Source organism: Pseudomonas sp. MPR-R2A5 (assembly GCF_058793055.1).
On record NZ_JBXAFK010000044.1, the window covers coordinates 32378 to 53765 of the forward strand.

General features: G+C 60.6%; 18 protein-coding genes. 17 read left to right on the plus strand and 1 reads right to left on the minus strand.

The genetic code is table 11. From position 1 onward, the window contains the following. Nucleotides 1-217 precede the first annotated feature (217 nt). The 14 genes from aceA to nuoN all read left to right on the plus strand — a co-directional run bounded on the left by aceA (nt 218) and on the right by nuoN (nt 17284). Entirely contained in the window at nt 218-1543 is a 1326-nt protein-coding gene (aceA, locus tag AC1Q6I_RS26180; protein ID WP_024076175.1) for an isocitrate lyase, read from the plus strand. An 802-nt stretch (nt 1544-2345) separates the two neighbouring features. Beyond that, nucleotides 2346-2759, plus strand: coding sequence for an NADH-quinone oxidoreductase subunit A (locus AC1Q6I_RS26185; RefSeq protein WP_003219575.1), 414 nt, complete (start codon nt 2346-2348; stop codon nt 2757-2759). A gap of 10 nt (nt 2760-2769) precedes the next feature. Further along, complete coding sequence (locus tag AC1Q6I_RS26190; protein ID WP_003219572.1) at nt 2770-3444, plus strand: NuoB/complex I 20 kDa subunit family protein; 675 nt, start codon at nt 2770-2772, stop codon at nt 3442-3444. A gap of 72 nt (nt 3445-3516) precedes the next feature. Continuing rightward, the gene (nuoC, locus tag AC1Q6I_RS26195) at nt 3517-5301 is read left to right on the plus strand and encodes an NADH-quinone oxidoreductase subunit C/D (RefSeq protein WP_024076176.1); all 1785 of its coding nucleotides are present in this window, start codon (nt 3517-3519) and stop codon (nt 5299-5301) included. Nucleotides 5302-5303: 2 nt separating this feature from the next. Next, nucleotides 5304-5801, plus strand: a complete 498-nt coding sequence (gene nuoE, locus AC1Q6I_RS26200; protein WP_003174721.1) for an NADH-quinone oxidoreductase subunit NuoE — start codon at nt 5304-5306, stop codon at nt 5799-5801. Continuing rightward, nucleotides 5798-7153 (plus strand): NADH-quinone oxidoreductase subunit NuoF, encoded by a 1356-nt coding sequence (nuoF, locus tag AC1Q6I_RS26205; RefSeq protein WP_024076177.1) that lies wholly within the window; start codon nt 5798-5800, stop codon nt 7151-7153. The genes nuoE and nuoF overlap by 4 nt, the downstream gene beginning before the upstream one ends. A 135-nt stretch (nt 7154-7288) precedes the next feature. Next, nucleotides 7289-10003, plus strand: a complete 2715-nt coding sequence (nuoG, locus tag AC1Q6I_RS26210; protein WP_024076178.1) for an NADH-quinone oxidoreductase subunit NuoG — start codon at nt 7289-7291, stop codon at nt 10001-10003. Continuing rightward, a complete protein-coding gene (gene nuoH / locus AC1Q6I_RS26215) occupies nt 10000-11007 on the plus strand; it encodes an NADH-quinone oxidoreductase subunit NuoH (RefSeq protein ID WP_017137518.1) in 1008 nt (335 codons plus the stop codon). Before nuoG ends, nuoH begins: the two co-directional genes overlap by 4 nt. A gap of 11 nt (nt 11008-11018) precedes the next feature. Beyond that, nucleotides 11019-11567, plus strand: a complete 549-nt coding sequence (nuoI, locus tag AC1Q6I_RS26220) for an NADH-quinone oxidoreductase subunit NuoI (RefSeq protein ID WP_003174725.1) — start codon at nt 11019-11021, stop codon at nt 11565-11567. 9 nt (nt 11568-11576) lie between these two features. Beyond that, nucleotides 11577-12080: an NADH-quinone oxidoreductase subunit J gene (gene nuoJ / locus AC1Q6I_RS26225; RefSeq protein ID WP_003174726.1), complete on the plus strand. Its 504-nt coding sequence runs from the start codon at nt 11577-11579 to the stop codon at nt 12078-12080. 2 nt (nt 12081-12082) lie between these two features. Next, a complete protein-coding gene (nuoK, locus tag AC1Q6I_RS26230) occupies nt 12083-12391 on the plus strand; it encodes an NADH-quinone oxidoreductase subunit NuoK (RefSeq protein WP_003174727.1) in 309 nt (102 codons plus the stop codon). Further along, entirely contained in the window at nt 12388-14241 is a 1854-nt protein-coding gene (nuoL, locus tag AC1Q6I_RS26235) for an NADH-quinone oxidoreductase subunit L (protein WP_024076179.1), read from the plus strand. The genes nuoK and nuoL overlap by 4 nt, the downstream gene beginning before the upstream one ends. A 39-nt stretch (nt 14242-14280) precedes the next feature. Beyond that, nucleotides 14281-15813: an NADH-quinone oxidoreductase subunit M gene (nuoM, locus tag AC1Q6I_RS26240; protein WP_024076180.1), complete on the plus strand. Its 1533-nt coding sequence runs from the start codon at nt 14281-14283 to the stop codon at nt 15811-15813. 7 nt (nt 15814-15820) lie between these two features. Continuing rightward, nucleotides 15821-17284 carry an NADH-quinone oxidoreductase subunit NuoN gene (gene nuoN, locus AC1Q6I_RS26245; RefSeq protein WP_024076181.1) on the plus strand — a complete coding sequence of 488 codons (1464 nt, stop codon included), beginning with the start codon at nt 15821-15823 and terminating at the stop codon, nt 17282-17284. Between the two features lie 80 nt (nt 17285-17364). Here the strand turns inward: nuoN and AC1Q6I_RS26250 are convergent, their stop codons facing one another. Continuing rightward, nucleotides 17365-18291 (minus strand): LysR family transcriptional regulator, encoded by a 927-nt coding sequence (locus AC1Q6I_RS26250; protein WP_069076516.1) that lies wholly within the window; start codon nt 18289-18291, stop codon nt 17365-17367. A gap of 310 nt (nt 18292-18601) precedes the next feature. Here AC1Q6I_RS26250 and AC1Q6I_RS26255 point away from each other — a divergent pair, with 310 nt between their 5' ends. From AC1Q6I_RS26255 to AC1Q6I_RS26265, 3 genes are read left to right on the plus strand one after another with little or no spacing between them, the layout of a single operon-like run. Then, nucleotides 18602-20038 carry an NAD-dependent succinate-semialdehyde dehydrogenase gene (locus AC1Q6I_RS26255; protein WP_069076515.1) on the plus strand — a complete coding sequence of 479 codons (1437 nt, stop codon included), beginning with the start codon at nt 18602-18604 and terminating at the stop codon, nt 20036-20038. Between the two features lie 12 nt (nt 20039-20050). After that, complete coding sequence (locus AC1Q6I_RS26260) at nt 20051-20383, plus strand: carboxymuconolactone decarboxylase family protein (RefSeq protein WP_024076184.1); 333 nt, start codon at nt 20051-20053, stop codon at nt 20381-20383. Between the two features lie 2 nt (nt 20384-20385). Continuing rightward, entirely contained in the window at nt 20386-21387 is a 1002-nt protein-coding gene (locus AC1Q6I_RS26265) for an NAD(P)H-quinone oxidoreductase (protein ID WP_102625037.1), read from the plus strand. Nucleotide 21388 lies beyond the last annotated feature (1 nt).

Sequence of the window (21388 nt, forward strand, 5' to 3'; positions counted from 1 at the left end):
TGGATCGTACAAAGGCCCACGATGCCCGAAGACCGTTCGCAGTTCGCCCTTACCTGCTCAACTCCCCCCTTGAGCCATCGTTCATCCCGTCGCCATCCCCGCCGAACTTGACTTGAACACCCAAGCTTCTGGTCAGCGAGCAGCCACAACCACGCATTCACTACGTGGCTGGCAAATGGAATTTTCCACCTAGACCTATGCGACGAGGTTTTCCCCCATGGCACTGACACGCGAACAGCAAATTGCAGCCCTTGAAAAAGACTGGGCTGAAAACCCACGCTGGAAAGGCGTAACCCGCGCTTATTCCGCTGCTGACGTCGTCCGCCTGCGTGGCTCGGTTCAACCTGAGCACACCTTTGCAAAACTCGGCGCCGAGAAGCTGTGGAACCTGGTGACCCAGGGCGCCAAGCCTTCCTTCCGTCCCGACAAAGATTTCGTCAACTGCATGGGCGCCCTCACTGGCGGCCAGGCAGTCCAACAGGTAAAAGCCGGTATCCAGGCGATCTACCTGTCCGGCTGGCAAGTGGCAGCGGACAACAACTCCGCTGAATCCATGTACCCCGACCAATCGCTGTACCCGGTGGACTCCGTACCGACCGTGGTCAAGCGCATCAACAACTCGTTCCGCCGTGCCGACCAGATCCAGTGGAAAGCCGGTAAAGGTCCTGGCGACGAAGGCTACATCGACTACTTCGCACCGATCGTGGCTGACGCCGAAGCCGGTTTCGGCGGCGTACTGAACGCCTACGAGCTGATGAAGAGCATGATCGAGGCTGGCGCCGCCGGCGTGCACTTCGAAGACCAACTGGCCTCGGTGAAAAAATGCGGCCACATGGGCGGCAAGGTACTGGTGCCGACCCAGGAAGCCGTACAGAAGCTGACCGCTGCCCGCCTGGCGGCTGACGTTGCCGGTACACCGACCATCATCCTGGCCCGTACCGACGCCAACGCCGCCGACCTGCTGACATCGGACTGCGACCCGTACGACCAACCGTTCGTCACTGGCGAACGCACCCAGGAAGGTTTCTACAAAGTACGCGCCGGTCTTGACCAGGCGATCGCCCGCGGCCTGGCCTACGCGCCGTACGCCGACCTGATCTGGTGCGAAACCGCCAAGCCGGACCTGGCTGAAGCCCGTCGCTTTGCTGAAGCGATCAAAAAGGAATACCCGGACCAACTGCTGTCCTACAACTGCTCGCCTTCCTTCAACTGGAAGAAAAACCTGGACGACGCGACCATCGCCAAGTTCCAGCGCGAACTGTCCGCCATGGGCTACAAGCACCAGTTCATCACCCTGGCCGGCATTCACAACATGTGGCACAGCATGTTCAACCTGGCGCACGACTACGCCCGCAACGACATGACCGCCTACGTGAAGCTGCAAGAGCAAGAGTTCGCTGACGCCGCCAAGGGCTACACCTTCGTGGCTCACCAGCAGGAAGTGGGTACCGGCTACTTCGACGACATGACCACCGTGATCCAGGGCGGCACCTCGTCCGTGACCGCACTGACCGGCTCGACCGAAGAAGAACAGTTCCACTGAGTGCATGAGCACACGGCCATCGCGGACCCGATAAAGAGCTAACCGCAGTGCCGCACGATCTGACGCCCCGACTGGTTCGGGGCGTTTTTTTGCCTGAGCGATCCGCCCCAGGTCAATGAGCCCCCAAATGTGGGAGGGGGCCTGCCCTGATGCCTGTCAGTCCAGAAGGAGCACCCTAACTGTGGCGAGCGGGCTTGCCCCGCGCTGGGCTGCGAAGCAGCCCCGTTACAGGCGATGTGTTTTCAACTGACACACCGCGATGCCTGGTTTTGGGGCCGCTTCGCAGCCCAACGCGGGGCAAGCCCGCTCGCCACAGGTGACTGTTTGCTCGTTCTATCTCTTAACTGACAAGCCCCCCCACACCCCGGGAACGCATGCAACCTGAATATTTTTTACAAAACATTGATCCAGCGCGGTATTCGCTGCAAATAAATCGGTTAAAAGATCCGCTCCGGCAACTAGCGGAAATCAACCAAGTAACGGCAACTTCCCCCGCTACACCATCAGCACCTGCTTAAAACCCACCCAAACAATATTCATTATCATTTAGAACAAGAAAGCTTCGTTACAGGTTAAACAAAACACATTTGATCAAATGCCCGCTAATGCCCACTATGCAAGGGCTGCAGCCCCAAGGAGGTGCACTATGTGCTTATTCCCGCGAATAATTTCGCTATAGGAATTTTACTTGCCCGGTGTTTAGCCATAAAATCAACGCGATTGATTGCGCTGCGACATATCGTCACTGCATCGTTACTTTTTCGAGCTCAGAGACCTTTGCTCTCTGTTAAGGATTTCCAGCATGACCGAAGCGACAGGACTCATGGCCCACAACTGGGGCTTTGCCATTTTCCTCCTCGGTGTTGTCGGCCTTTGTGCCTTCATGCTTGGCGTCTCCAGCCTCCTCGGGTCAAAAGCCTGGGGCCGCAGCAAAAACGAACCGTTCGAGTCCGGCATGCTACCCACAGGTGGCGCCCGCTTGCGGCTCTCAGCCAAATTCTATCTGGTCGCGATGCTCTTCGTGATCTTCGATATCGAAGCCCTCTTTCTCTTTGCCTGGTCTGTGTCCGTCCGCGAAAGCGGCTGGACCGGATTCGTCGAAGCCCTCGTTTTCATAGCAATTCTGTTGGCAGGCCTTGTCTACCTATTTCGAGTGGGCGCCCTTGACTGGGCTCCGGAAGCTCGTCGCAAGCGGCAAGCGAAGCTGAAACAATGAGGCTTTGGCGATGCAATACAATCTCACCAGGATCGACCCGGATGCTCCTAACGAGCAGTACCCCATCGGCGAACGGGAAACCGTTTCCGACCCGTTAGAAGACCAAGTCCACAAAAACATCTACATGGGCAAGCTGGAAGACGTGCTGAGTGGCGCGGTCAACTGGGGACGTAAGAACTCCCTGTGGCCGTACAACTTCGGTCTGTCCTGCTGCTACGTGGAAATGACCACCGCCTTCACGGCGCCCCACGACATCGCACGCTTCGGCGCCGAAGTCATCCGGGCATCACCGCGCCAGGCGGATTTCATGGTTATCGCCGGAACCTGCTTTATCAAGATGGCGCCGATCATTCAGCGTCTCTACGAGCAAATGCTCGAGCCAAAGTGGGTTATCTCCATGGGTTCGTGCGCCAACTCCGGTGGCATGTACGACATCTACTCCGTGGTTCAGGGGGTGGACAAGTTCCTGCCCGTGGACGTCTACGTGCCTGGCTGCCCGCCCCGCCCTGAAGCATTCCTGCAAGGCTTGATGCTGTTGCAGGAATCGATTGGCAAGGAGCGTCGCCCACTTTCCTGGGTTGTCGGAGATCAAGGCGTTTACCGCGCCGAGATGCCGTCACAAAAGGAACAGCGCCGCGAACAGCGTATTCAGGTCACCAACCTGCGCAGCCCCGACGAAGTCTGATCCAGAACCGATTCTTTTATAGAACGAAAACCTGGCTTCATTCTTTACGTTGACCGAAAGCGATAAAAAACCATGACTACAGGCAGTGCTCTGTACATCCCGCCTTACAAGGCAGACGACCAGGATGTGGTCGTCGAACTCAATAACCGTTTCGGCCCTGATGCCTTCACCGCCCAGGCCACACGCACCGGCATGCCGGTGCTGTGGGTGGCACGTGCCAAGCTCGTCGAAGTCCTGACCTTCCTGCGCAACCTGCCCAAGCCGTACGTCATGCTCTATGACCTGCATGGCGTGGACGAGCGTCTGCGCACCAAGCGCCAGGGGCTGCCGAGCGGCGCCGATTTCACCGTGTTCTATCACCTGCTGTCGATCGAACGTAACAGCGACGTGATGATCAAGGTCGCCCTGTCCGAGAGCGACCTGAGCATTCCCACCGTGACCGGTATCTGGCCGAACGCCAGCTGGTACGAGCGTGAAGTCTGGGACATGTTCGGCATCGACTTCCCCGGCCACCCGCACCTGACGCGCATCATGATGCCGCCGACCTGGGAAGGTCACCCGCTGCGCAAGGACTTCCCTGCCCGCGCCACCGAATTCGACCCGTTCAGCCTCAACCTCGCCAAGCAACAGCTGGAAGAGGAGGCTGCACGCTTCCGTCCGGAAGACTGGGGCATGAAGCGTTCCGGCGCCAACGAGGACTACATGTTCCTCAACCTGGGTCCGAACCACCCTTCGGCCCACGGTGCCTTCCGTATCATCCTGCAACTGGACGGCGAAGAGATCGTCGACTGCGTGCCCGACATCGGCTACCACCACCGTGGCGCCGAGAAGATGGCCGAGCGTCAGTCCTGGCACAGCTTCATCCCGTACACCGACCGTATCGACTACCTCGGCGGCGTGATGAACAACCTGCCGTACGTGCTCTCGGTCGAGAAGCTGGCCGGCATCAAGGTACCGGACCGCGTCGACACCATCCGCATCATGATGGCCGAGTTCTTCCGGATCACCAGCCACCTGCTGTTCCTGGGTACCTATATCCAGGACGTCGGCGCCATGACCCCGGTGTTCTTCACCTTCACCGACCGTCAGCGCGCCTACAAGGTCATCGAAGCCATCACCGGTTTCCGCCTGCACCCGGCCTGGTACCGCATCGGCGGCGTAGCCCACGACCTGCCGAACGGCTGGGAACGCCTGGTCAAGGAATTCATCGACTGGATGCCCAAGCGCCTGGACGAGTACCAGAAAGCCGCGCTGGACAACAGCATTCTCAAGGGCCGCACCATCGGCGTCGCCGCCTACAACACCAAAGAGGCCCTGGAATGGGGCGTCACCGGTGCCGGCCTGCGTTCCACCGGCTGCGATTTCGACCTGCGTAAAGCACGCCCGTACTCCGGCTACGAGAACTTCGAGTTCGAAGTACCGCTGGCGGCCAACGGCGATGCCTACGACCGTTGCATCGTGCGCGTCGAAGAAATGCGCCAGAGCCTGAAGATCATCGAGCAGTGCATGCGCAACATGCCGGCAGGTCCCTACAAGGCGGATCACCCGCTGACCACGCCGCCGCCGAAAGAGCGCACCCTGCAGCACATCGAAACCCTGATCACGCACTTCCTGCAAGTTTCGTGGGGCCCGGTAATGCCGGCCAACGAATCCTTCCAGATGATCGAAGCGACCAAGGGTATCAACAGTTATTACCTGACGAGCGATGGCGGCACCATGAGCTACCGCACCCGGATTCGCACCCCAAGCTTCGCCCACTTGCAGCAGATCCCTTCGGTGATCAAAGGCGAGATGGTCGCGGACTTGATTGCGTACCTGGGTAGTATCGATTTCGTTATGGCCGACGTGGACCGCTAAGCATGAACAGCACGCTTATCCAGACAGACCGTTTCACCTTGAGTGAAACCGAGCGCTCGGCCATCGAGCACGAGCTGCATCACTACGAAGACCCGCGCGCGGCGTCGATCGAAGCCTTGAAGATCGTCCAGAAGGAACGTGGTTGGGTGCCGGACGGCGCCCTCTACGCCATCGGCGAGATCCTTGGCATTCCTGCCAGCGACGTTGAAGGCGTGGCCACGTTCTACAGCCAGATCTTCCGCCAGCCGGTTGGCCGCCACATCATTCGCGTGTGCGACAGCATGGTCTGCTACATCGGTGGCCACGAGTCGGTGGTCAGCGAGATCCAGAACAAACTGGGCATCGGCCTCGGCCAGACCACCCCGGACGGCCGCTTCACGCTGCTGCCGGTGTGCTGCCTGGGCAACTGCGACAAGGCGCCGGCGTTGATGATCGACGACGACACATTCGGTGACGTGCAGCCTGCTGGCGTGACCCAATTGCTCGAGGGCTACCCATGACCCTGACTTCCTTCGGCCCGGCCAACCTGATCAAGCGTTCGGCCGAAACCCACCCGCTGACCTGGCGCCTGCGTGACGACGGCGAGCCGGTATGGCTCGACGAGTACCAGGCCAAGAACGGTTACGCCGCTGCGCGCAAAGCCTTCGCCGACATGAGCCAGGACGACATCGTCCAGACGGTGAAAGACGCCGGCCTCAAGGGTCGCGGCGGTGCAGGCTTCCCCACCGGCGTGAAGTGGGGCCTGATGCCCAAAGACGAATCCATCAACATCCGCTACCTGCTGTGCAACGCGGATGAAATGGAGCCCAACACCTGGAAAGACCGCATGCTGATGGAGCAACTGCCCCATCTGCTGATCGAAGGCATGCTGATCAGCGCCCGCGCGCTGAAAACCTACCGTGGCTATATCTTCCTGCGCGGCGAATACACCACCGCCGCCAAGCACCTCAACCGTGCCGTGGAAGAAGCCAAGGCCGCTGGCCTGCTGGGCAAGAACATCCTTGGTTCGGGTTTTGACTTCGAACTGTTCGTGCACACCGGCGCCGGGCGTTACATCTGCGGTGAAGAAACCGCACTGATCAACTCCCTCGAAGGCCGCCGCGCCAACCCACGCTCCAAGCCGCCCTTCCCTGCCGCCGTGGGCGTGTGGGGCAAGCCGACCTGCGTGAACAACGTCGAGACCCTGTGCAACGTGCCGGCGATCATCGCCGACGGCGTGGACTGGTACAAATCGTTGGCTCGCGAAGGCAGTGAAGACATGGGCACCAAGCTCATGGGCTTCTCCGGCAAGGTCAAGAACCCTGGCCTGTGGGAACTGCCGTTCGGCGTGACCGCGCGCGAGCTGTTCGAGGACTACGCCGGCGGCATGCGCGACGGCTACACCTTGAAAGCCTGGCAACCAGGCGGCGCCGGTACCGGTTTCCTGCTTCCTGAGCACCTCGACGCACAAATGTATGCCGGCGGCATCGGCAAGGTCGGCACCCGGATGGGGACCGGCCTGGCGATGGCAGTCGACAACACCGTGAACATGGTCTCGCTGCTGCGCAACATGGAGCAGTTCTTTGCCCGTGAATCCTGCGGTTTCTGCACCCCATGCCGCGACGGTTTGCCGTGGAGCGTCAAGCTGCTGATGGCCCTGGAAAACGGCGAAGGCCGCGAGGGTGACATCGAGACCCTGCTGGGCCTGGTCGGTTTCCTCGGCCCAGGCAAGACCTTCTGTGCTCACGCACCGGGCGCCGTAGAGCCATTGGGCAGCGCAATCAAATACTTCCGCTCGGAGTTCGAAGCCGGCATCGCGCCCACCAGCGCCGCCGTCCCGCCTCTGGCAAGGCCGATCGTAGTCGGCGCGTAACGCTTAAACAGGCGAAGGGTCCGTGCCCTTCGCCTTGTCATGTGCTGACGCCTTGATGGCTGTGTTGATGCACATGAATAACAAGATTCCATTAGCCACGCCCGCTGACAACGGGCCAACGAAGAACTTTGAACCATGGCCACTATCCACGTAGACGGCAAAGCGCTCGAAGTCGATGGGGCGGACAACCTGTTACAGGCGTGTCTGTCACTCGGCCTCGATATCCCGTATTTCTGCTGGCACCCCGCGCTTGGTAGCGTCGGTGCCTGTCGCCAGTGTGCGGTCAAGCAGTACACCGACGAGAACGACACCCGTGGTCGTATCGTCATGTCCTGCATGACCCCTGCCACCGACAACACCTGGATCTCCATCGACGATGAAGAATCCAAGGCGTTCCGCGCCAGCGTTGTCGAATGGCTGATGACCAACCACCCCCACGACTGCCCGGTCTGTGAGGAAGGCGGTCACTGTCACCTGCAAGACATGACGGTGATGACCGGCCACAACGAGCGCCGTTATCGCTTCACCAAGCGCACCCACCAGAACCAGGACCTCGGCCCGTTCATTTCCCACGAAATGAACCGCTGCATCGCCTGCTATCGTTGCGTGCGCTTCTATAAAGACTACGCTGGCGGCACCGACCTCGGCGTTTTCGGCGCCCACGATAACGTGTACTTCGGTCGCGTCGAGGACGGCGTGCTGGAAAGCGAATTCTCCGGCAACCTCACCGAGGTCTGCCCGACCGGTGTCTTCACCGACAAGACGCACTCCGAGCGCTACAACCGCAAGTGGGACATGCAGTTCGCACCGAGCATCTGCCATGGCTGCTCCAGCGGTTGCAACATCTCCCCGGGCGAGCGCTACGGTGAACTGCGTCGCATCGAAAACCGCTTCAACGGTTCGGTCAACCAGTACTTCCTGTGCGACCGTGGCCGTTTCGGCTATGGCTACGTCAACCGCGAAGACCGCCCGCGCCAGCCCCTGCTGGCCGGCGGCGCCAAGCTGAGCACCGATGAGGCCCTCGATAAGGCCGCTGACCTGCTGCGCGGGCGCAATATCGTCGGTATCGGTTCGCCCCGCGCCAGCCTCGAAAGCAACTACGCGTTGCGCGAACTGGTCGGCGCCGAGCACTTCTACTCCGGTATCGAAGCCGGTGAACTGGAACGTATCCGCCTGGTCCTGCAAGTGCTGAACGACAGCCCGCTGCCAGTGCCGAACATGCGCGACATCGAAGACCACGACGCGATCTTCGTGCTCGGTGAAGACCTGACCCAGACCGCCGCGCGTATCGCGCTGTCCCTGCGTCAATCAGTCAAAGGCAAGGCCGAAGACATGGCCGACGCCATGCGCGTACAGCCTTGGCTCGACGCTGCGGTGAAAAACATCGGCCAGCACGCGCTGAACCCGCTGTTTATCGCAAGCATCGCTGAAACCAAGCTCGACGATATCGCCGAAGAATGCGTACACGCCGCCCCTGACGACCTGGCCCGCATCGGTTTCGCCGTGGCCCACGCCCTCGATGCCAGCGCGCCTGCCGTCGAAGGCCTGGACGCTGAAGCGCTGGCACTTGCCCAACGCATCGCCGACGCCCTGCTGGCGGCCAAGCGCCCACTGATCATTGCCGGGACCTCGCTGGCGTCCAAGGCGTTGATCGAAGCCGCCGCAAACATCGCCAAGGCCCTGAAGCTGCGTGACAAGAACGGCTCCATCAGCCTGGTCGTGCCGGAAGCCAACAGCCTTGGCCTGGCCATGCTCGGGGGCGAGTCCCTGGACGCGGCCCTGCAAGCGGTCACCGACGGCAAGGCCGACGCGATCGTGGTACTGGAAAACGACCTGTACACCCGCACCGATTCGGCCAAGGTCGATGCCGCGCTGAACGCCGCCAAGGTGCTGATCGTGGCCGACCACCAGAAGACCGCGACCAGCGAGCGAGCCGACCTGGTACTGCCGGCCGCGACCTTCGCCGAAGGCGACGGTACCCTGGTCAGCCAGGAAGGCCGCGCCCAGCGCTTCTTCCAGGTGTTCGATCCGAAGTACATGGACGCCAGCATCCTGGTTCACGAAGGCTGGCGCTGGCTGCATGCCTTGCGCTCGACCCTGCTGAACCAGCCGCTGGACTGGACCCAGCTCGACCACGTCACCGCAGCTGTCGCCGCAAGTGCACCGCAACTGGCACGTATCGTCGACGCCGCACCGTCCGCCGCGTTCCGCATCAAGGGCTTGAAACTCGCCCGTGAACCGCTGCGCTACTCCGGTCGTACCGCCATGCGTGCCGATATCAGCGTGCACGAACCGCGCACCCCGCAAGATAACGACACCGCATTCGCCTTCTCCATGGAAGGTTACTCGGGTTCCGTCGAGCCACGTCAGCAGGTGCCGTTTGCCTGGTCGCCGGGCTGGAACTCGCCGCAGGCCTGGAACAAGTTCCAGGACGAAGTCGGTGGTCATATCCGCGCTGGCGACCCAGGCACCCGCCTGATCGAAACCCAGGGCGATGCGCTGAACTGGTTCGCCGCCGTACCGCGTCCGTTCAATCCGGCCCCCGGTACTTGGCAGGTCGTGCCGTTCTTCCACCTGTTCGGCAGCGAAGAAACCTCTTCCAAAGCCGCGCCGGTGCAAGAGCGCATTCCCGCTGCCTATGTATCCGTGGCCAAGTCCGAAGCCGACCGCCTGGGCGTCAACGACGGCGCCCTGCTCAGCCTGAACGTGGCCGGCCAGACCCTGCGTCTGCCGCTGCGCATCAACGAAGCGTTGGGTGCCGGCCTGGTTGCACTGCCTAAAGGTTTCGCCGGTATTCCCGCGGCAATCTTTGGCAAAACCGTTGACGGTCTGCAGGAGGCAGCGCAATGACCTGGTTCACCCCTGAAGTGATCGACGTGATCATCTCGGTCGTCAAGGCCATCGTGATCCTGTTGGCCGTGGTCGTCGCGGGCGCCCTGCTCAGCTTCGTCGAACGTCGCCTGCTGGGCTGGTGGCAGGACCGCTACGGTCCGAACCGCGTTGGCCCGTTCGGCATGTTCCAGATCGCTGCCGACATGCTGAAAATGTTCTTCAAGGAAGACTGGACCCCGCCGTTTGCCGACAAGGTGATCTTCACCCTGGCACCGGTCGTGGCCATGAGCGCCTTGCTGATTGCCTTCGCGATCATCCCGATCACCCCGACCTGGGGCGTGGCGGACCTGAACATCGGCCTGCTGTTCTTCTTCGCCATGGCGGGTTTGTCGGTCTACGCGGTGCTGTTCGCCGGCTGGTCGAGTAACAACAAGTTCGCCCTGCTCGGCAGCTTGCGTGCCTCGGCCCAGACCGTGTCCTACGAAGTGTTCATGGGCCTCGCGCTGATGGGCATCGTGGTGCAGGTCGGCTCGTTCAACATGCGCGACATCGTCGAGTACCAGGCGCAGAACCTGTGGTTCATCATTCCGCAGTTCTTTGGCTTCTGTACCTTCTTCATCGCTGGCGTGGCCGTGACTCACCGTCACCCGTTCGACCAGCCGGAAGCGGAACAGGAACTGGCCGACGGTTACCACATTGAATACGCCGGCATGAAATGGGGCATGTTCTTCGTCGGTGAATACATCGGCATCATCTTGATCTCGGCCCTGCTGGTCACGCTGTTCTTCGGCGGCTGGCACGGTCCATTCGGCATCCTGCCGCAGCTGGCGTTCTTCTGGTTCTTCCTGAAGACCGCGTTCTTCATCATGCTGTTTATCCTGCTGCGCGCTTCCATTCCGCGTCCACGATACGACCAGGTGATGGATTTCAGCTGGCGTTTCTGCCTGCCGCTGACCCTGATCAATTTGCTGGTGACTGCTGCCGTTGTGTTGTTGAACACGCCAGCGGGCGCGGTTCAGTGAGGATTTGACCCATGTTCAAATATATTGGCGACATCGTTAAGGGTACCGGTACCCAGTTGCGAAGCCTGGTGATGGTGTTCGGTCACGGCTTCCGCAAACGCGACACCCTGCAATACCCGGAAGAAGCGGTGTACCTGCCGCCGCGCTATCGCGGCCGCATCGTGCTGACCCGCGACCCCGATGGCGAAGAGCGTTGCGTAGCCTGCAACCTGTGCGCCGTGGCGTGCCCGGTGGGTTGCATCTCCCTGCAGAAAGCTGAAACCGAAGACGGTCGCTGGTACCCGGACTTCTTCCGCATCAACTTCTCGCGCTGCATTTTCTGCGGCCTGTGCGAGGAAGCTTGCCCGACCACCGCGATCCAGCTCACACCGGATTTCGAGATGGCCGAGTTCAAACGTCAGGACCTGGTGTACGAGAAAGAAGATCTGCTGATCTCTGGTCCCGGTAAAAACCCTGATTACAACTTCTATCGTGTTGCAGGTATGGCCGTTGCCGGTAAGCCGAAGGGCGCCGCACAAAACGAAGCCGAGCCGATCAACGTGAAGAGCTTGCTGCCTTAAGGAAGAAAGATGGAATTCGCTTTCTATTTCGCATCGGGTATCGCGGTTGTGTCCACGCTTCGCGTGATCACCAACACCAACCCCGTGCACGCCCTGCTCTATCTGATCATTTCGCTGATCGCCGTGGCCATGACCTTCTTCAGCCTCGGCGCACCGTTCGCCGGTGTCCTGGAAGTGATCGCCTACGCCGGCGCCATCATGGTGCTGTTCGTGTTTGTGGTGATGATGCTCAACCTCGGGCCGGCTTCGGTCGCCCAGGAGCGCGTCTGGCTCAAGCCCGGCATCTGGCTCGGCCCGGTCGTCCTCGCAGCCCTGCTGCTGGGTGAACTGCTGTATGTGCTGTTCGCTCACCAGAGCGGCCAGGCCATCGGCCACACCACCGTGGATGCGAAAGCCGTGGGCATCAGCCTGTTCGGCCCGTACCTGCTGGTGGTCGAACTGGCTTCGATGCTGCTGCTCGCCGCAGCCATCACCGCCTTCCACTTGGGCCGCAACGAAGCCAAGGAGCAATGACGATGCCTGCTATCCCTTTGGAGCATGGTCTGGCGGTCGCCGGCATCCTGTTCTGCCTTGGCCTGGTCGGCCTGATGGTCCGCCGTAACATTTTGTTCGTGTTGATGAGCCTGGAAATCATGATGAACGCTGCGGCACTGGCGTTCATCGTGGCGGGTGCACGTTGGGGCCAGCCGGATGGACAAGTCATGTTCATCCTGGTGATCAGCCTGGCAGCCGCCGAGGCCAGTATTGGCCTGGCGATCCTGCTGCAACTGTATCGTCGCTTCCACACGCTTGATATCGACGCTGCCAGTGAGATGCGCGGATGAACATGATCTTTCTGACTTTCGTATTTCCCCTGATCGGTTTCCTGCTGCTGTCGTTCTCCCGTGGACGCTGGTCGGAAAACCTTTCTGCCCTGATCGGCGTGGGTTCCATTGGCCTGTCGGCGATCGTCGCCGCCTACGTCATCTGGCAATTCAACGTCGCGCCACCCGAAGGCGGTCACTACACCCTGGTGCTGTGGCAATGGATGTCGGTGGAGGGCTTCAAGCCCAACTTCGCCCTCTACGTCGACGGCCTGTCGATCACCATGCTAGGCGTGGTGGTGGGCGTGGGCTTCCTGATCCACCTGTTCGCATCCTGGTACATGCGCGGTGAAGCGGGCTACTCGCGCTTCTTCTCGTACACCAACCTGTTTATCGCCAGCATGCTGTTCCTGGTGCTCGGCGATAACCTGTTGTTCCTGTACTTCGGCTGGGAAGGCGTGGGCCTGTGCTCGTACCTGTTGATCGGTTTCTACTACAGCAACCGCAACAACGGTAACGCGGCACTCAAGGCCTTTATCGTCACCCGCATCGGCGACGTGTTCATGGCCATCGGCCTGTTCATCCTGTTCCAACAAGTGGGCACGCTGAACATCCAGGAACTGCTGGTGCTGGCACCGCAGAAATTCCAGGTCGGTGACTTCTGGATCACCCTGGCGACCCTGATGCTGCTGGGCGGCGCCGTGGGTAAATCCGCACAGCTGCCGCTGCAAACCTGGCTGGCGGATGCGATGGCCGGCCCTACACCGGTCTCGGCACTGATCCACGCCGCGACCATGGTGACCGCCGGTGTCTACCTGATCGCCCGTACCCACGGCCTGTTCACCCTGGCGCCGGACATCCTGCACCTGGTGGGCGTGGTCGGCGGCGTGACCCTGGTACTGGCCGGCTTCGCCGCGCTGGTGCAGACCGACATCAAGCGTATCCTCGCCTACTCGACCATGAGCCAGATCGGCTACATGTTCCTGGCCCTGGGCGTTGGCGCCTGGGACGCGGCGATCTTCCACCTGATGACCCACGCCTTCTTCAAGGCCCTGTTGTTCCTTGCCTCCGGTGCGGTGATCGTTGCCTGCCACCACGAGCAGAACATCTTCAAGATGGGCGGCCTGTGGAAGAAACTGCCACTGGCCTACGCCAGCTTCATCGTCGGTGGTGCCGCGTTGGCCGCCTTGCCGTTGGTGACCGCCGGTTTCTACTCCAAGGACGAAATCCTCTGGGAAGCCTTTGCCAGCGGTAACCAGAACCTGCTGTATGCAGGCCTGGTCGGTGCATTCATGACCTCGCTGTACACCTTCCGCCTGATCTTCATCACCTTCCACGGTGAAGCCAAGACCGAAGCCCACGCAGGCCATGGCATCTCCCACTGGTTGCCACTGTCGGTGCTGATCATCCTGTCGACCTTCATCGGCGCCCTGATCACCCCGCCACTGGCCGGTGTACTGCCGGAAAGCGCCGGCCATGCCGGTGGCGCCGCCAAGCACAGCCTGGAAATCGCCTCGGGCGCCATTGCCATCGCCGGTATCCTGCTGGCGGCCCTGCTGTTCCTCGGCAAGCGTCGCTTCGTGACCGCCGTGGCCAACAGTGGCATCGGCCGTTTCCTCTCGGCCTGGTGGTTCGCTGCCTGGGGCTTCGACTGGATCTACGACAAACTGTTCGTCAAGCCATACCTGGCCATCAGTCATGTACTGCGTAAAGACCCGCTGGACCAGACCATCGGTTTGATCCCGCGCGCTGCCAAAGGCGGTCACACCGCCCTGAGCCGTACCGAGACGGGCCAACTGCGTTGGTATGCAGCTTCCATGGCGGCCGGTGCCGTGCTGGTGATCGGCGCCATCGTTGTGGTAGCGGTCTGATATGAACTTTGCGAACTTGCGAAAGGAAACGAGCCCGTCATGATTCTGCCCTGGCTAATCCTGATCCCCTTTATCGGCGGCCTGCTCTGCTGGATGGGTGAACGCTTCAGCGCCACCCTCCCCCGCTGGATTGCGTTGCTGACCATGTCCCTGGAACTCGCTCTCGGCCTCTGGCTGTGGGCCCATGGCGACTATTCATTTGCTCCGGCACCGGGTGTCGATCCGACGTTCGCGCTTGAATTCAAGCACGTGTGGATCCAACGCTTCGGCATCAACGTGCACCTGGCCCTCGACGGCCTGTCGCTGTTGATGATCCTGCTGACCGGCCTGCTGGGTATCCTCTCGGTACTCTGCTCCTGGAAAGAGATCCAGCGTCACGTGGGCTTCTTCCACCTGAACCTGATGTGGATCCTGGGCGGCGTTGTCGGCGTGTTCCTCGCCCTCGACCTGTTCATGTTCTTCTTCTTCTGGGAAATGATGCTGGTGCCGATGTACTTCCTCATCGCGCTCTGGGGTCACAGTTCTTCGGACGGCAAGAAAACCCGGATCTACGCGGCGACCAAGTTCTTCATCTTCACCCAGGCTTCCGGCCTGATCATGTTGGTGGCGATCCTTGGCCTGGTACTGGTCAACTTCAACAGCACGGGCGTGATTACCTTCAACTACGCCGACCTGTTGAAAACCAAGATGTCCCTGACCACCGAGTACATCCTGATGCTGGGCTTCTTCATCGCCTTCGCGGTGAAGCTGCCGGTGGTGCCGTTCCACTCCTGGCTGCCTGACGCCCACGCCCAGGCGCCGACCGCGGGTTCCGTGGACTTGGCCGGTATCCTGCTGAAGACCGCTGCGTATGGCCTGCTGCGTTTCGCCCTGCCGCTGTTCCCGAATGCCTCGGCCGAGTTCGCGCCGATCGCCATGACCCTGGGTCTGATCGGGATCTTCTACGGTGCGTTCCTGGCCTTTGCGCAAACCGACATCAAGCGTCTGATCGCCTTCTCGTCTGTTTCCCATATGGGTTTCGTGCTGATCGGCATCTACTCCGGTAGCCAGCTGGCGTTGCAAGGCGCGGTGATCCAGATGCTCGCTCACGGTGTCTCGGCTGCCGCGCTGTTTATCCTCAGTGGCCAGCTGTACGAGCGCCTGCATACCCGTGACATGCGTGAGATGGGTGGCGTGTGGTCGCGCATTGCCTACCTGCCGGCGATCAGCCTGTTCTTCGCCGCCGCGTCCCTGGGCTTGCCGGGTACCGGCAACTTCATCGGCGAGTTCCTGATCCTGATGGGTTCGTTCGTACACACGCCATGGATCAGCGCCATCGCCACCTCCGGCCTGGTGTTCGGTTCGGTCTACTCGCTGATCATGATCCACCGCGCGTACTTCGGTCCGGCCAAGTCCGACACCGTGCTGCACGGGATGGATGCTCGCGAACTGATCATGGTGCTCGGTCTTGCGGTCTTGCTGATCTACATCGGCGTTTACCCGCAACCGTTCCTGGACACTTCTGCCGCAACGATGCATGGCGTGCAGCAGTGGTTCGGCACCGCCTTCTCTCAACTCGCTTCGGCCCGGTAAGAGCGCTATGGAATTCACGATCCAACACTTTATCGCGCTTGCGCCGCTGCTGATCACCAGCCTCACCATCGTGGTGGTGATGCTGGCGATCGCCTGGCGCCGCAATCACTCGCAAACGTTCCTGCTGTCCTGCGCGGGCTTGAACCTGGCCCTGCTGTCGATTATCCCGGCACTCAAGGTCGCACCACTGGCGGTCACCCCGCTGATGATGATCGATGACTTCGCGTTGCTGTATATCGCGCTGATCCTCGTGGCGACCCTGGCCTGCGTCACCCTCGCCCACGCCTACCTCGGCGAAGGCGGCACGGGCTACCCGGGCAACCGCGAAGAGCTGTACCTGCTGATCCTGCTGGCTGCGGCCGGCGGCATCGTGCTGGTCAGCGCGCAGCACCTGGCCGGCTTGTTCATCGGCCTGGAACTGCTGTCGATCCCGACCTACGGCCTGGTGGCCTACGCCTTCTTCAACAAGCGCTCCCTGGAAGCCGGCATCAAGTACATGGTGCTGTCGGCCGCCGGTTCCGCGTTCCTGTTGTTCGGCATGGCCCTGCTCTACGCCGAAGCCGGCAGCCTGAGCTTCACCGGTATCGGTCACGCCCTGGCCGCCACCAACAGCCCCGCGCCGATTGCCCAACTGGGCCTGGCGATGATGCTGATCGGCCTGGCGTTCAAGCTGTCGCTGGTGCCGTTCCACTTGTGGACCCCGGACGTGTACGAAGGCGCCCCGGCGCCGGTCGCCGCGTTCCTGGCCACCGCGTCGAAGGTTGCCGTGTTTGCGGTGATGGTGCGTCTGTTCCAGATCTCTCCTGCCGCCAACACCGGCGTGCTGAGCAACGTGCTGACCGTGATCGCCATTGCGTCGATCCTGTTCGGTAACCTGCTGGCACTGACCCAGAACAACCTCAAGCGTCTGCTGGGTTACTCGTCCATCGCCCACTTCGGCTACCTGCTGATCGCCCTGGTGGCGAGCAAAGGCCTGGCCGTGGAAGCGATCGGCGTGTACCTGGTCACCTACGTGATCACCAGCCTCGGCGCGTTCGGCGTGATCACCCTGATGTCCTCGCCTTACAAAGGCCGTGACGCCGACGCCCTGTACGAATACCGCGGCCTGTTCTGGCGCCGTCCGTACCTGACCGCCGTGCTGACCGTGATGATGCTCTCCCTGGCCGGTATCCCGCTGACCGCGGGCTTCATCGGCAAGTTCTACATCGTCGCTACCGGTGTCGAAGCCCACGAGTGGTGGTTGGTTGCATCCCTGGTACTGGGCAGTGCCATCGGCGTGTTCTACTACCTGCGCGTGATGGTCACCCTGTACCTGATCGAGCCAAACCTGCGCCGTGTTGACGCCGAGCTGCACTGGGAACAGAAAGCCGGTGGCGTGATGCTGCTGGCCATCGCCCTGCTCGCCTTCTTCCTGGGCGTGTACCCACAACCGTTGCTCACCCTTGTGCAGCACGCGGTGCTGGGCGTTTGATTGCCTAGCGGGATGTCAGTAAACAGAAACGGCGCCTTCGGGCGCCGTTTTGCATGCTGGGGAATGGTTCCAGGCTTCGTTCAAACAATGAGTTCCTGAGCGGTCATCATCAGCTCAGTGCCGACCCGATTTTTTAACGTCTCGATGAAGCGGGTAATTTTTGCATCGATGAACTGCCGTGATGTGTAGACGGCGTAAACATTGCGCTCGTAGGTGTGATACTCAGGCAGAACACGCACGAGCCTGCCTGAACGCAGGTCCTCGATAGCTGAAAAGCCGGCCAGCAAACCTATGCCTGCGCCCTCTCGAATGGCGGACGCCATTGCGTCCATATCATTGACGCTGAAACTCGGGCCCTGGGGGGCGAACGTGGCATCCCCGGCCTTGCTCTTCAATTGCCACTCATCCCGCACATAATCGACGGTGCCCAACAGCAAGCACTGATGATCATTGAGATCTTCCGGCGTCACAGGGGCTGGGTGTCGTTCCAGATAGGCTGGAGACGCAACCAGCACACAATGGCTAACACCGATTTTTTGGCTGACATACGCTGAATCCGGCAGCGTGCGGGCGATCAGAATAGACACGTCCAATTGGTCTTCCAAAAGGTTAGGCATTCGCTGAGAAAGCAATAAGTCCACGGTGACTTCGGGGAATTCCCGGCGGTACTCCAGCACGGCCGAGGTGACCAACTGCCGCGCCAGCCCCGGCACACAATGCACACGCAATGTCCCCCTGGGTTTCAGCGCGGCATTACTCGCCTCGGCTTCTGCGTTTTCAAGGTCCGCCAGAATCTTGGTACAACGCTCATAAAAGCGCCGGCCAGCGTCCGTCACCGAAAGACGGCGGGTCGAGCGCTGCAATAGGCGGGTGTCGAGCACGTTTTCCAGCGCGGAAACCGCACGCGAGACATTGCCGACCGTAGAGTCAAGATGGTTAGCCACAGCAGTAAAACTGCCCATCTCAACCACTTTGACGTACACCGACATGTTCGTAAGCTTATCCATCCAGATCTACCTGTCGATCCAATTCCCAACGTTCTTCACTGCAGAAGTACGCCACCAAAAAACACTAACGTCTTGAACTTCGATCCGGACAGTCATCGCCGCATGACGCGTGCGGCAGTGCAGATGCTACACGCTCCTGCCTGTGCTCGATATTCCCTCCAGACACAACAATGATTCCCTCCTGGCCGGCTAAATCAAACGGTTCCCAGTCCATAGACTGGGTTGCACAGGGCGCCTGAACAAGCCCTGCCGCGGCACCCCAGGCGCCGAGCTGTATGAACGTTTGATAATCCAACCGAAGGGCAACCCCATGAACACGTCTTACGACCCGCTTTATCTCTTTATCGGTGGTGAATGGATCAGTGCCGAAGGACGCGCAACCGCTGCTGTCGTCAACCCCGCAACCGCACATGAGATCGGGCGCGTTCCACTCGCCACCACCGACGACCTCAATCACGCCCTCGAAGTGGCGCAACTGAGCTTTGAGCAATGGCGCCAGACCGTACCTGACAAGCGCGCAAAAATTCTCAAACGTGCTGCCGATCTCATCCTGGAGCGCGCCCCCCACATTGCCGAGCAAATGACCCTTGAAGAGGGCAAGCCGCTTGCAGAAAGCCTGGATGAGGTCACGCGTGCGGCTGAATACTTCGAGTGGTTTGCCGAAAGCGCACGCCGCATCGATGGGCGCGTAGTGCCGGCCAATCGTCCCGGTGTGCTGCAACTGGTAAAACGCCAAGCGATCGGTCCTGTCGCTGCGTTCACGCCCTGGAATTTCCCAGCCATTACGCCCGCGCGCAAGCTCTCGGCAGCCTTGGCCGCAGGTTGCAGTGTCATCCTCAAGCCAGGGGAAGAAAGCCCCTCCACGGCGCTGGCCCTGGCGCGTGCACTCGACGATGCAGGCTTGCCTAAAGGCGTGTTGCAGGTGGTCTTTGGTGTACCGGATCAGGTTTCCAGCCACCTGATCGCCTCCTCCATCATTCGAAAGGTGACCTTTACGGGTTCGGTTCCCATCGGGCGGCTGCTATCAGCCCGCGCGGCAGAAGGCGTCAAGCCCATCACCCTGGAATTGGGAGGGCACGGGCCAGTGCTGGTATTCGATGACGCCGACGTCGAAAAAGCCGCCGTCGAAGGCGTTGCCAATCGGTTCCGCGGGACTGGCCAAGTCTGCATCTCATCAACGCGGTTTCTGATTCAGCGTGACGTCTACGAAACCTTTGTCGATCACTTTGTGACGGCCACCCTCGCGTTGAACATTGGCGATGGCCTGCTGCCTGGTACCCAGGTTGGACCGCTCGCCAATCCAAGGCAGTTGGCCAAGATGGAAGCGTTGGTGGCTGATGCCGTCGCCAAAGGTGCACGCGTGTTGGCCGGTGGTAAACGCCTGGAATGCAGCGGCTACTTTTTTGAGCCCACCGTGTTGGCGGATGTGCCTATGAGCGCCCGAGTCATGCATGAAGAACCCTTTGGGCCTATCGCCGTACTGATGCCATTCGATCACTTGGCGGATGGTTTGAAGGAGGCAAATCGACTGCCCTACGGGCTGTCAGCCTACGCGTTCACGTCCAGCGCTCGAACAGCCATTGACGTCGCTGACGGGTTGGAGGCCGGAATGATCGGCATCAACCAATACCGCATCGTCGCCACGGAACTTCCCTTCGGCGGCATGAAAGAAAGCGGCCACGGTTCGGAAGGCGGCATTGAAGGCATCGAGCACTACCTCACCCACAAATTCATCAGCCAGGCTTAAGGAGACCTCATCATGTCCACGCTCAATTTCAGCAGCCCTCGTGAAGCGGCCCGGGCGTTTACACCCAAGCTGTCGCAATTCGTCGATTCAACGCTGTATCCGCAGATCTGGAGCGACCCGGCATTGTCCCCGCGCGACCGAAGCCTGATCACCGTGGCGGCATTGATTGCCGGCGGTCACTCTGAAGAGTTGCCCGCGCACTTGCGACGGGCAGTCAGCAACGGGGTGACCCATGACGAAATCGCCGCCGCGATCACTCACCTGGCGTTCTACGTAGGCTTTCCAGGCGCCATCACCGCCTCCGCTATCGCCAATGCCACGTTTACCGAATCGGAGAAAAACTGACCATGAAAGCCATCAGCATTAGCGCCTTCGGCGCGGCGGACGTACTTGAACTGGCAGACGCTCCCACCCCTGAAGTCCGCCCGACTGACTTGCTGGTACGGGTCTATGCGGCGGGTGTGAACCGTGCGGATCTGACCCATCGAACAGGTGGCTACGGCCATCCAAATTTCGGTGACTCACCGATCATCGGTCTGGAGATCGCTGGCGAGGTGATTGGCAAAGGTGATGAGGTCAAGGATTTTGAGATCGGAGATCGAGTGATGGGCGTTGTCGGCGGTGGGGCCTACGCCGAGCTTGCACGCATCGACTATCGCATGGCCATGCCTATTCCTGCGCAGTTGGACTATGTGCACGCAGCCGCTATTCCCGAGGTCTTCGTCACCGCCCATGAAGCAATGATGCACCTGGCTCGGCTCAAGTCCGGCGATTCGGTATTGATCCATGCCGCTGCGGGTGGTGTGGGATCTGCCGCCGTGCAACTGGCATACGCCACCGGGGCCACGGTGTATGCGACAACCGACGGCAGCAAGCTGGCGCGTGTCGAACATTTGGGAGCCGATACGGCCATTGACTACAAGACGCAGGATTTTGCCCAAGTCATCGCCGATAAAACCCATGGTCGAGGGGTTGATGTCGTCATTGATTTCGTGGGCGAGCCCTACTTCGCACGCAACATCGCTTCCCTTGCCCATGGAGGCCGGCTGGTACAGGTCGGTATCCTGGGCGGAGGCGGTAAGGTAAGCGTAGAACTGGAGCACATCCTTTACCGTCACTTGCAAATCATCGGTACGGTCATGAAGTCCCGTACACAGCCAGAGAAGCACGACATGATCAAGCGCTTCCGCGAGCATTGGCTTGATCGCTTCGAGGGCGCCGGAAGTCTGGAGCCGGTCGTTGACAGCACGTTCCCGCTGTCTCGTGCGGCCGATGCCCATCGCCGAATGGAATCATCCGAGAATGTTGGAAAAATCATTCTGACGATGCAACCGGCTGACTTGGTTTAAG

What these genes read in the sequence shown, in the direction of transcription:
- AC1Q6I_RS26255 (WP_069076515.1), top strand. Translation starts at nt 18,602, where the DNA reads ATGAACACGTCTTACGACCCGCTTTATCTCTTTATCGGTGGTGAATGG.
- aceA (WP_024076175.1), top strand. Translation starts at nt 218, where the DNA reads ATGGCACTGACACGCGAACAGCAAATTGCAGCCCTTGAAAAAGACTGG.
- AC1Q6I_RS26185 (WP_003219575.1), top strand. Translation starts at nt 2,346, where the DNA reads ATGACCGAAGCGACAGGACTCATGGCCCACAACTGGGGCTTTGCCATT.
- nuoK (WP_003174727.1), top strand. Translation starts at nt 12,083, where the DNA reads ATGCCTGCTATCCCTTTGGAGCATGGTCTGGCGGTCGCCGGCATCCTG.
- AC1Q6I_RS26260 (WP_024076184.1), top strand. Translation starts at nt 20,051, where the DNA reads ATGTCCACGCTCAATTTCAGCAGCCCTCGTGAAGCGGCCCGGGCGTTT.
- AC1Q6I_RS26265 (WP_102625037.1), top strand. Translation starts at nt 20,386, where the DNA reads ATGAAAGCCATCAGCATTAGCGCCTTCGGCGCGGCGGACGTACTTGAA.
- nuoJ (WP_003174726.1), top strand. Translation starts at nt 11,577, where the DNA reads ATGGAATTCGCTTTCTATTTCGCATCGGGTATCGCGGTTGTGTCCACG.
- nuoC (WP_024076176.1), top strand. Translation starts at nt 3,517, where the DNA reads ATGACTACAGGCAGTGCTCTGTACATCCCGCCTTACAAGGCAGACGAC.
- nuoM (WP_024076180.1), top strand. Translation starts at nt 14,281, where the DNA reads ATGATTCTGCCCTGGCTAATCCTGATCCCCTTTATCGGCGGCCTGCTC.
- AC1Q6I_RS26190 (WP_003219572.1), top strand. Translation starts at nt 2,770, where the DNA reads ATGCAATACAATCTCACCAGGATCGACCCGGATGCTCCTAACGAGCAG.
- nuoL (WP_024076179.1), top strand. Translation starts at nt 12,388, where the DNA reads ATGAACATGATCTTTCTGACTTTCGTATTTCCCCTGATCGGTTTCCTG.
- nuoG (WP_024076178.1), top strand. Translation starts at nt 7,289, where the DNA reads ATGGCCACTATCCACGTAGACGGCAAAGCGCTCGAAGTCGATGGGGCG.
- nuoE (WP_003174721.1), top strand. Translation starts at nt 5,304, where the DNA reads ATGAACAGCACGCTTATCCAGACAGACCGTTTCACCTTGAGTGAAACC.
- nuoF (WP_024076177.1), top strand. Translation starts at nt 5,798, where the DNA reads ATGACCCTGACTTCCTTCGGCCCGGCCAACCTGATCAAGCGTTCGGCC.
- AC1Q6I_RS26250 (WP_069076516.1), bottom strand. Translation starts at nt 18,291, where the DNA reads ATGGATAAGCTTACGAACATGTCGGTGTACGTCAAAGTGGTTGAGATG.
- nuoN (WP_024076181.1), top strand. Translation starts at nt 15,821, where the DNA reads ATGGAATTCACGATCCAACACTTTATCGCGCTTGCGCCGCTGCTGATC.
- nuoH (WP_017137518.1), top strand. Translation starts at nt 10,000, where the DNA reads ATGACCTGGTTCACCCCTGAAGTGATCGACGTGATCATCTCGGTCGTC.
- nuoI (WP_003174725.1), top strand. Translation starts at nt 11,019, where the DNA reads ATGTTCAAATATATTGGCGACATCGTTAAGGGTACCGGTACCCAGTTG.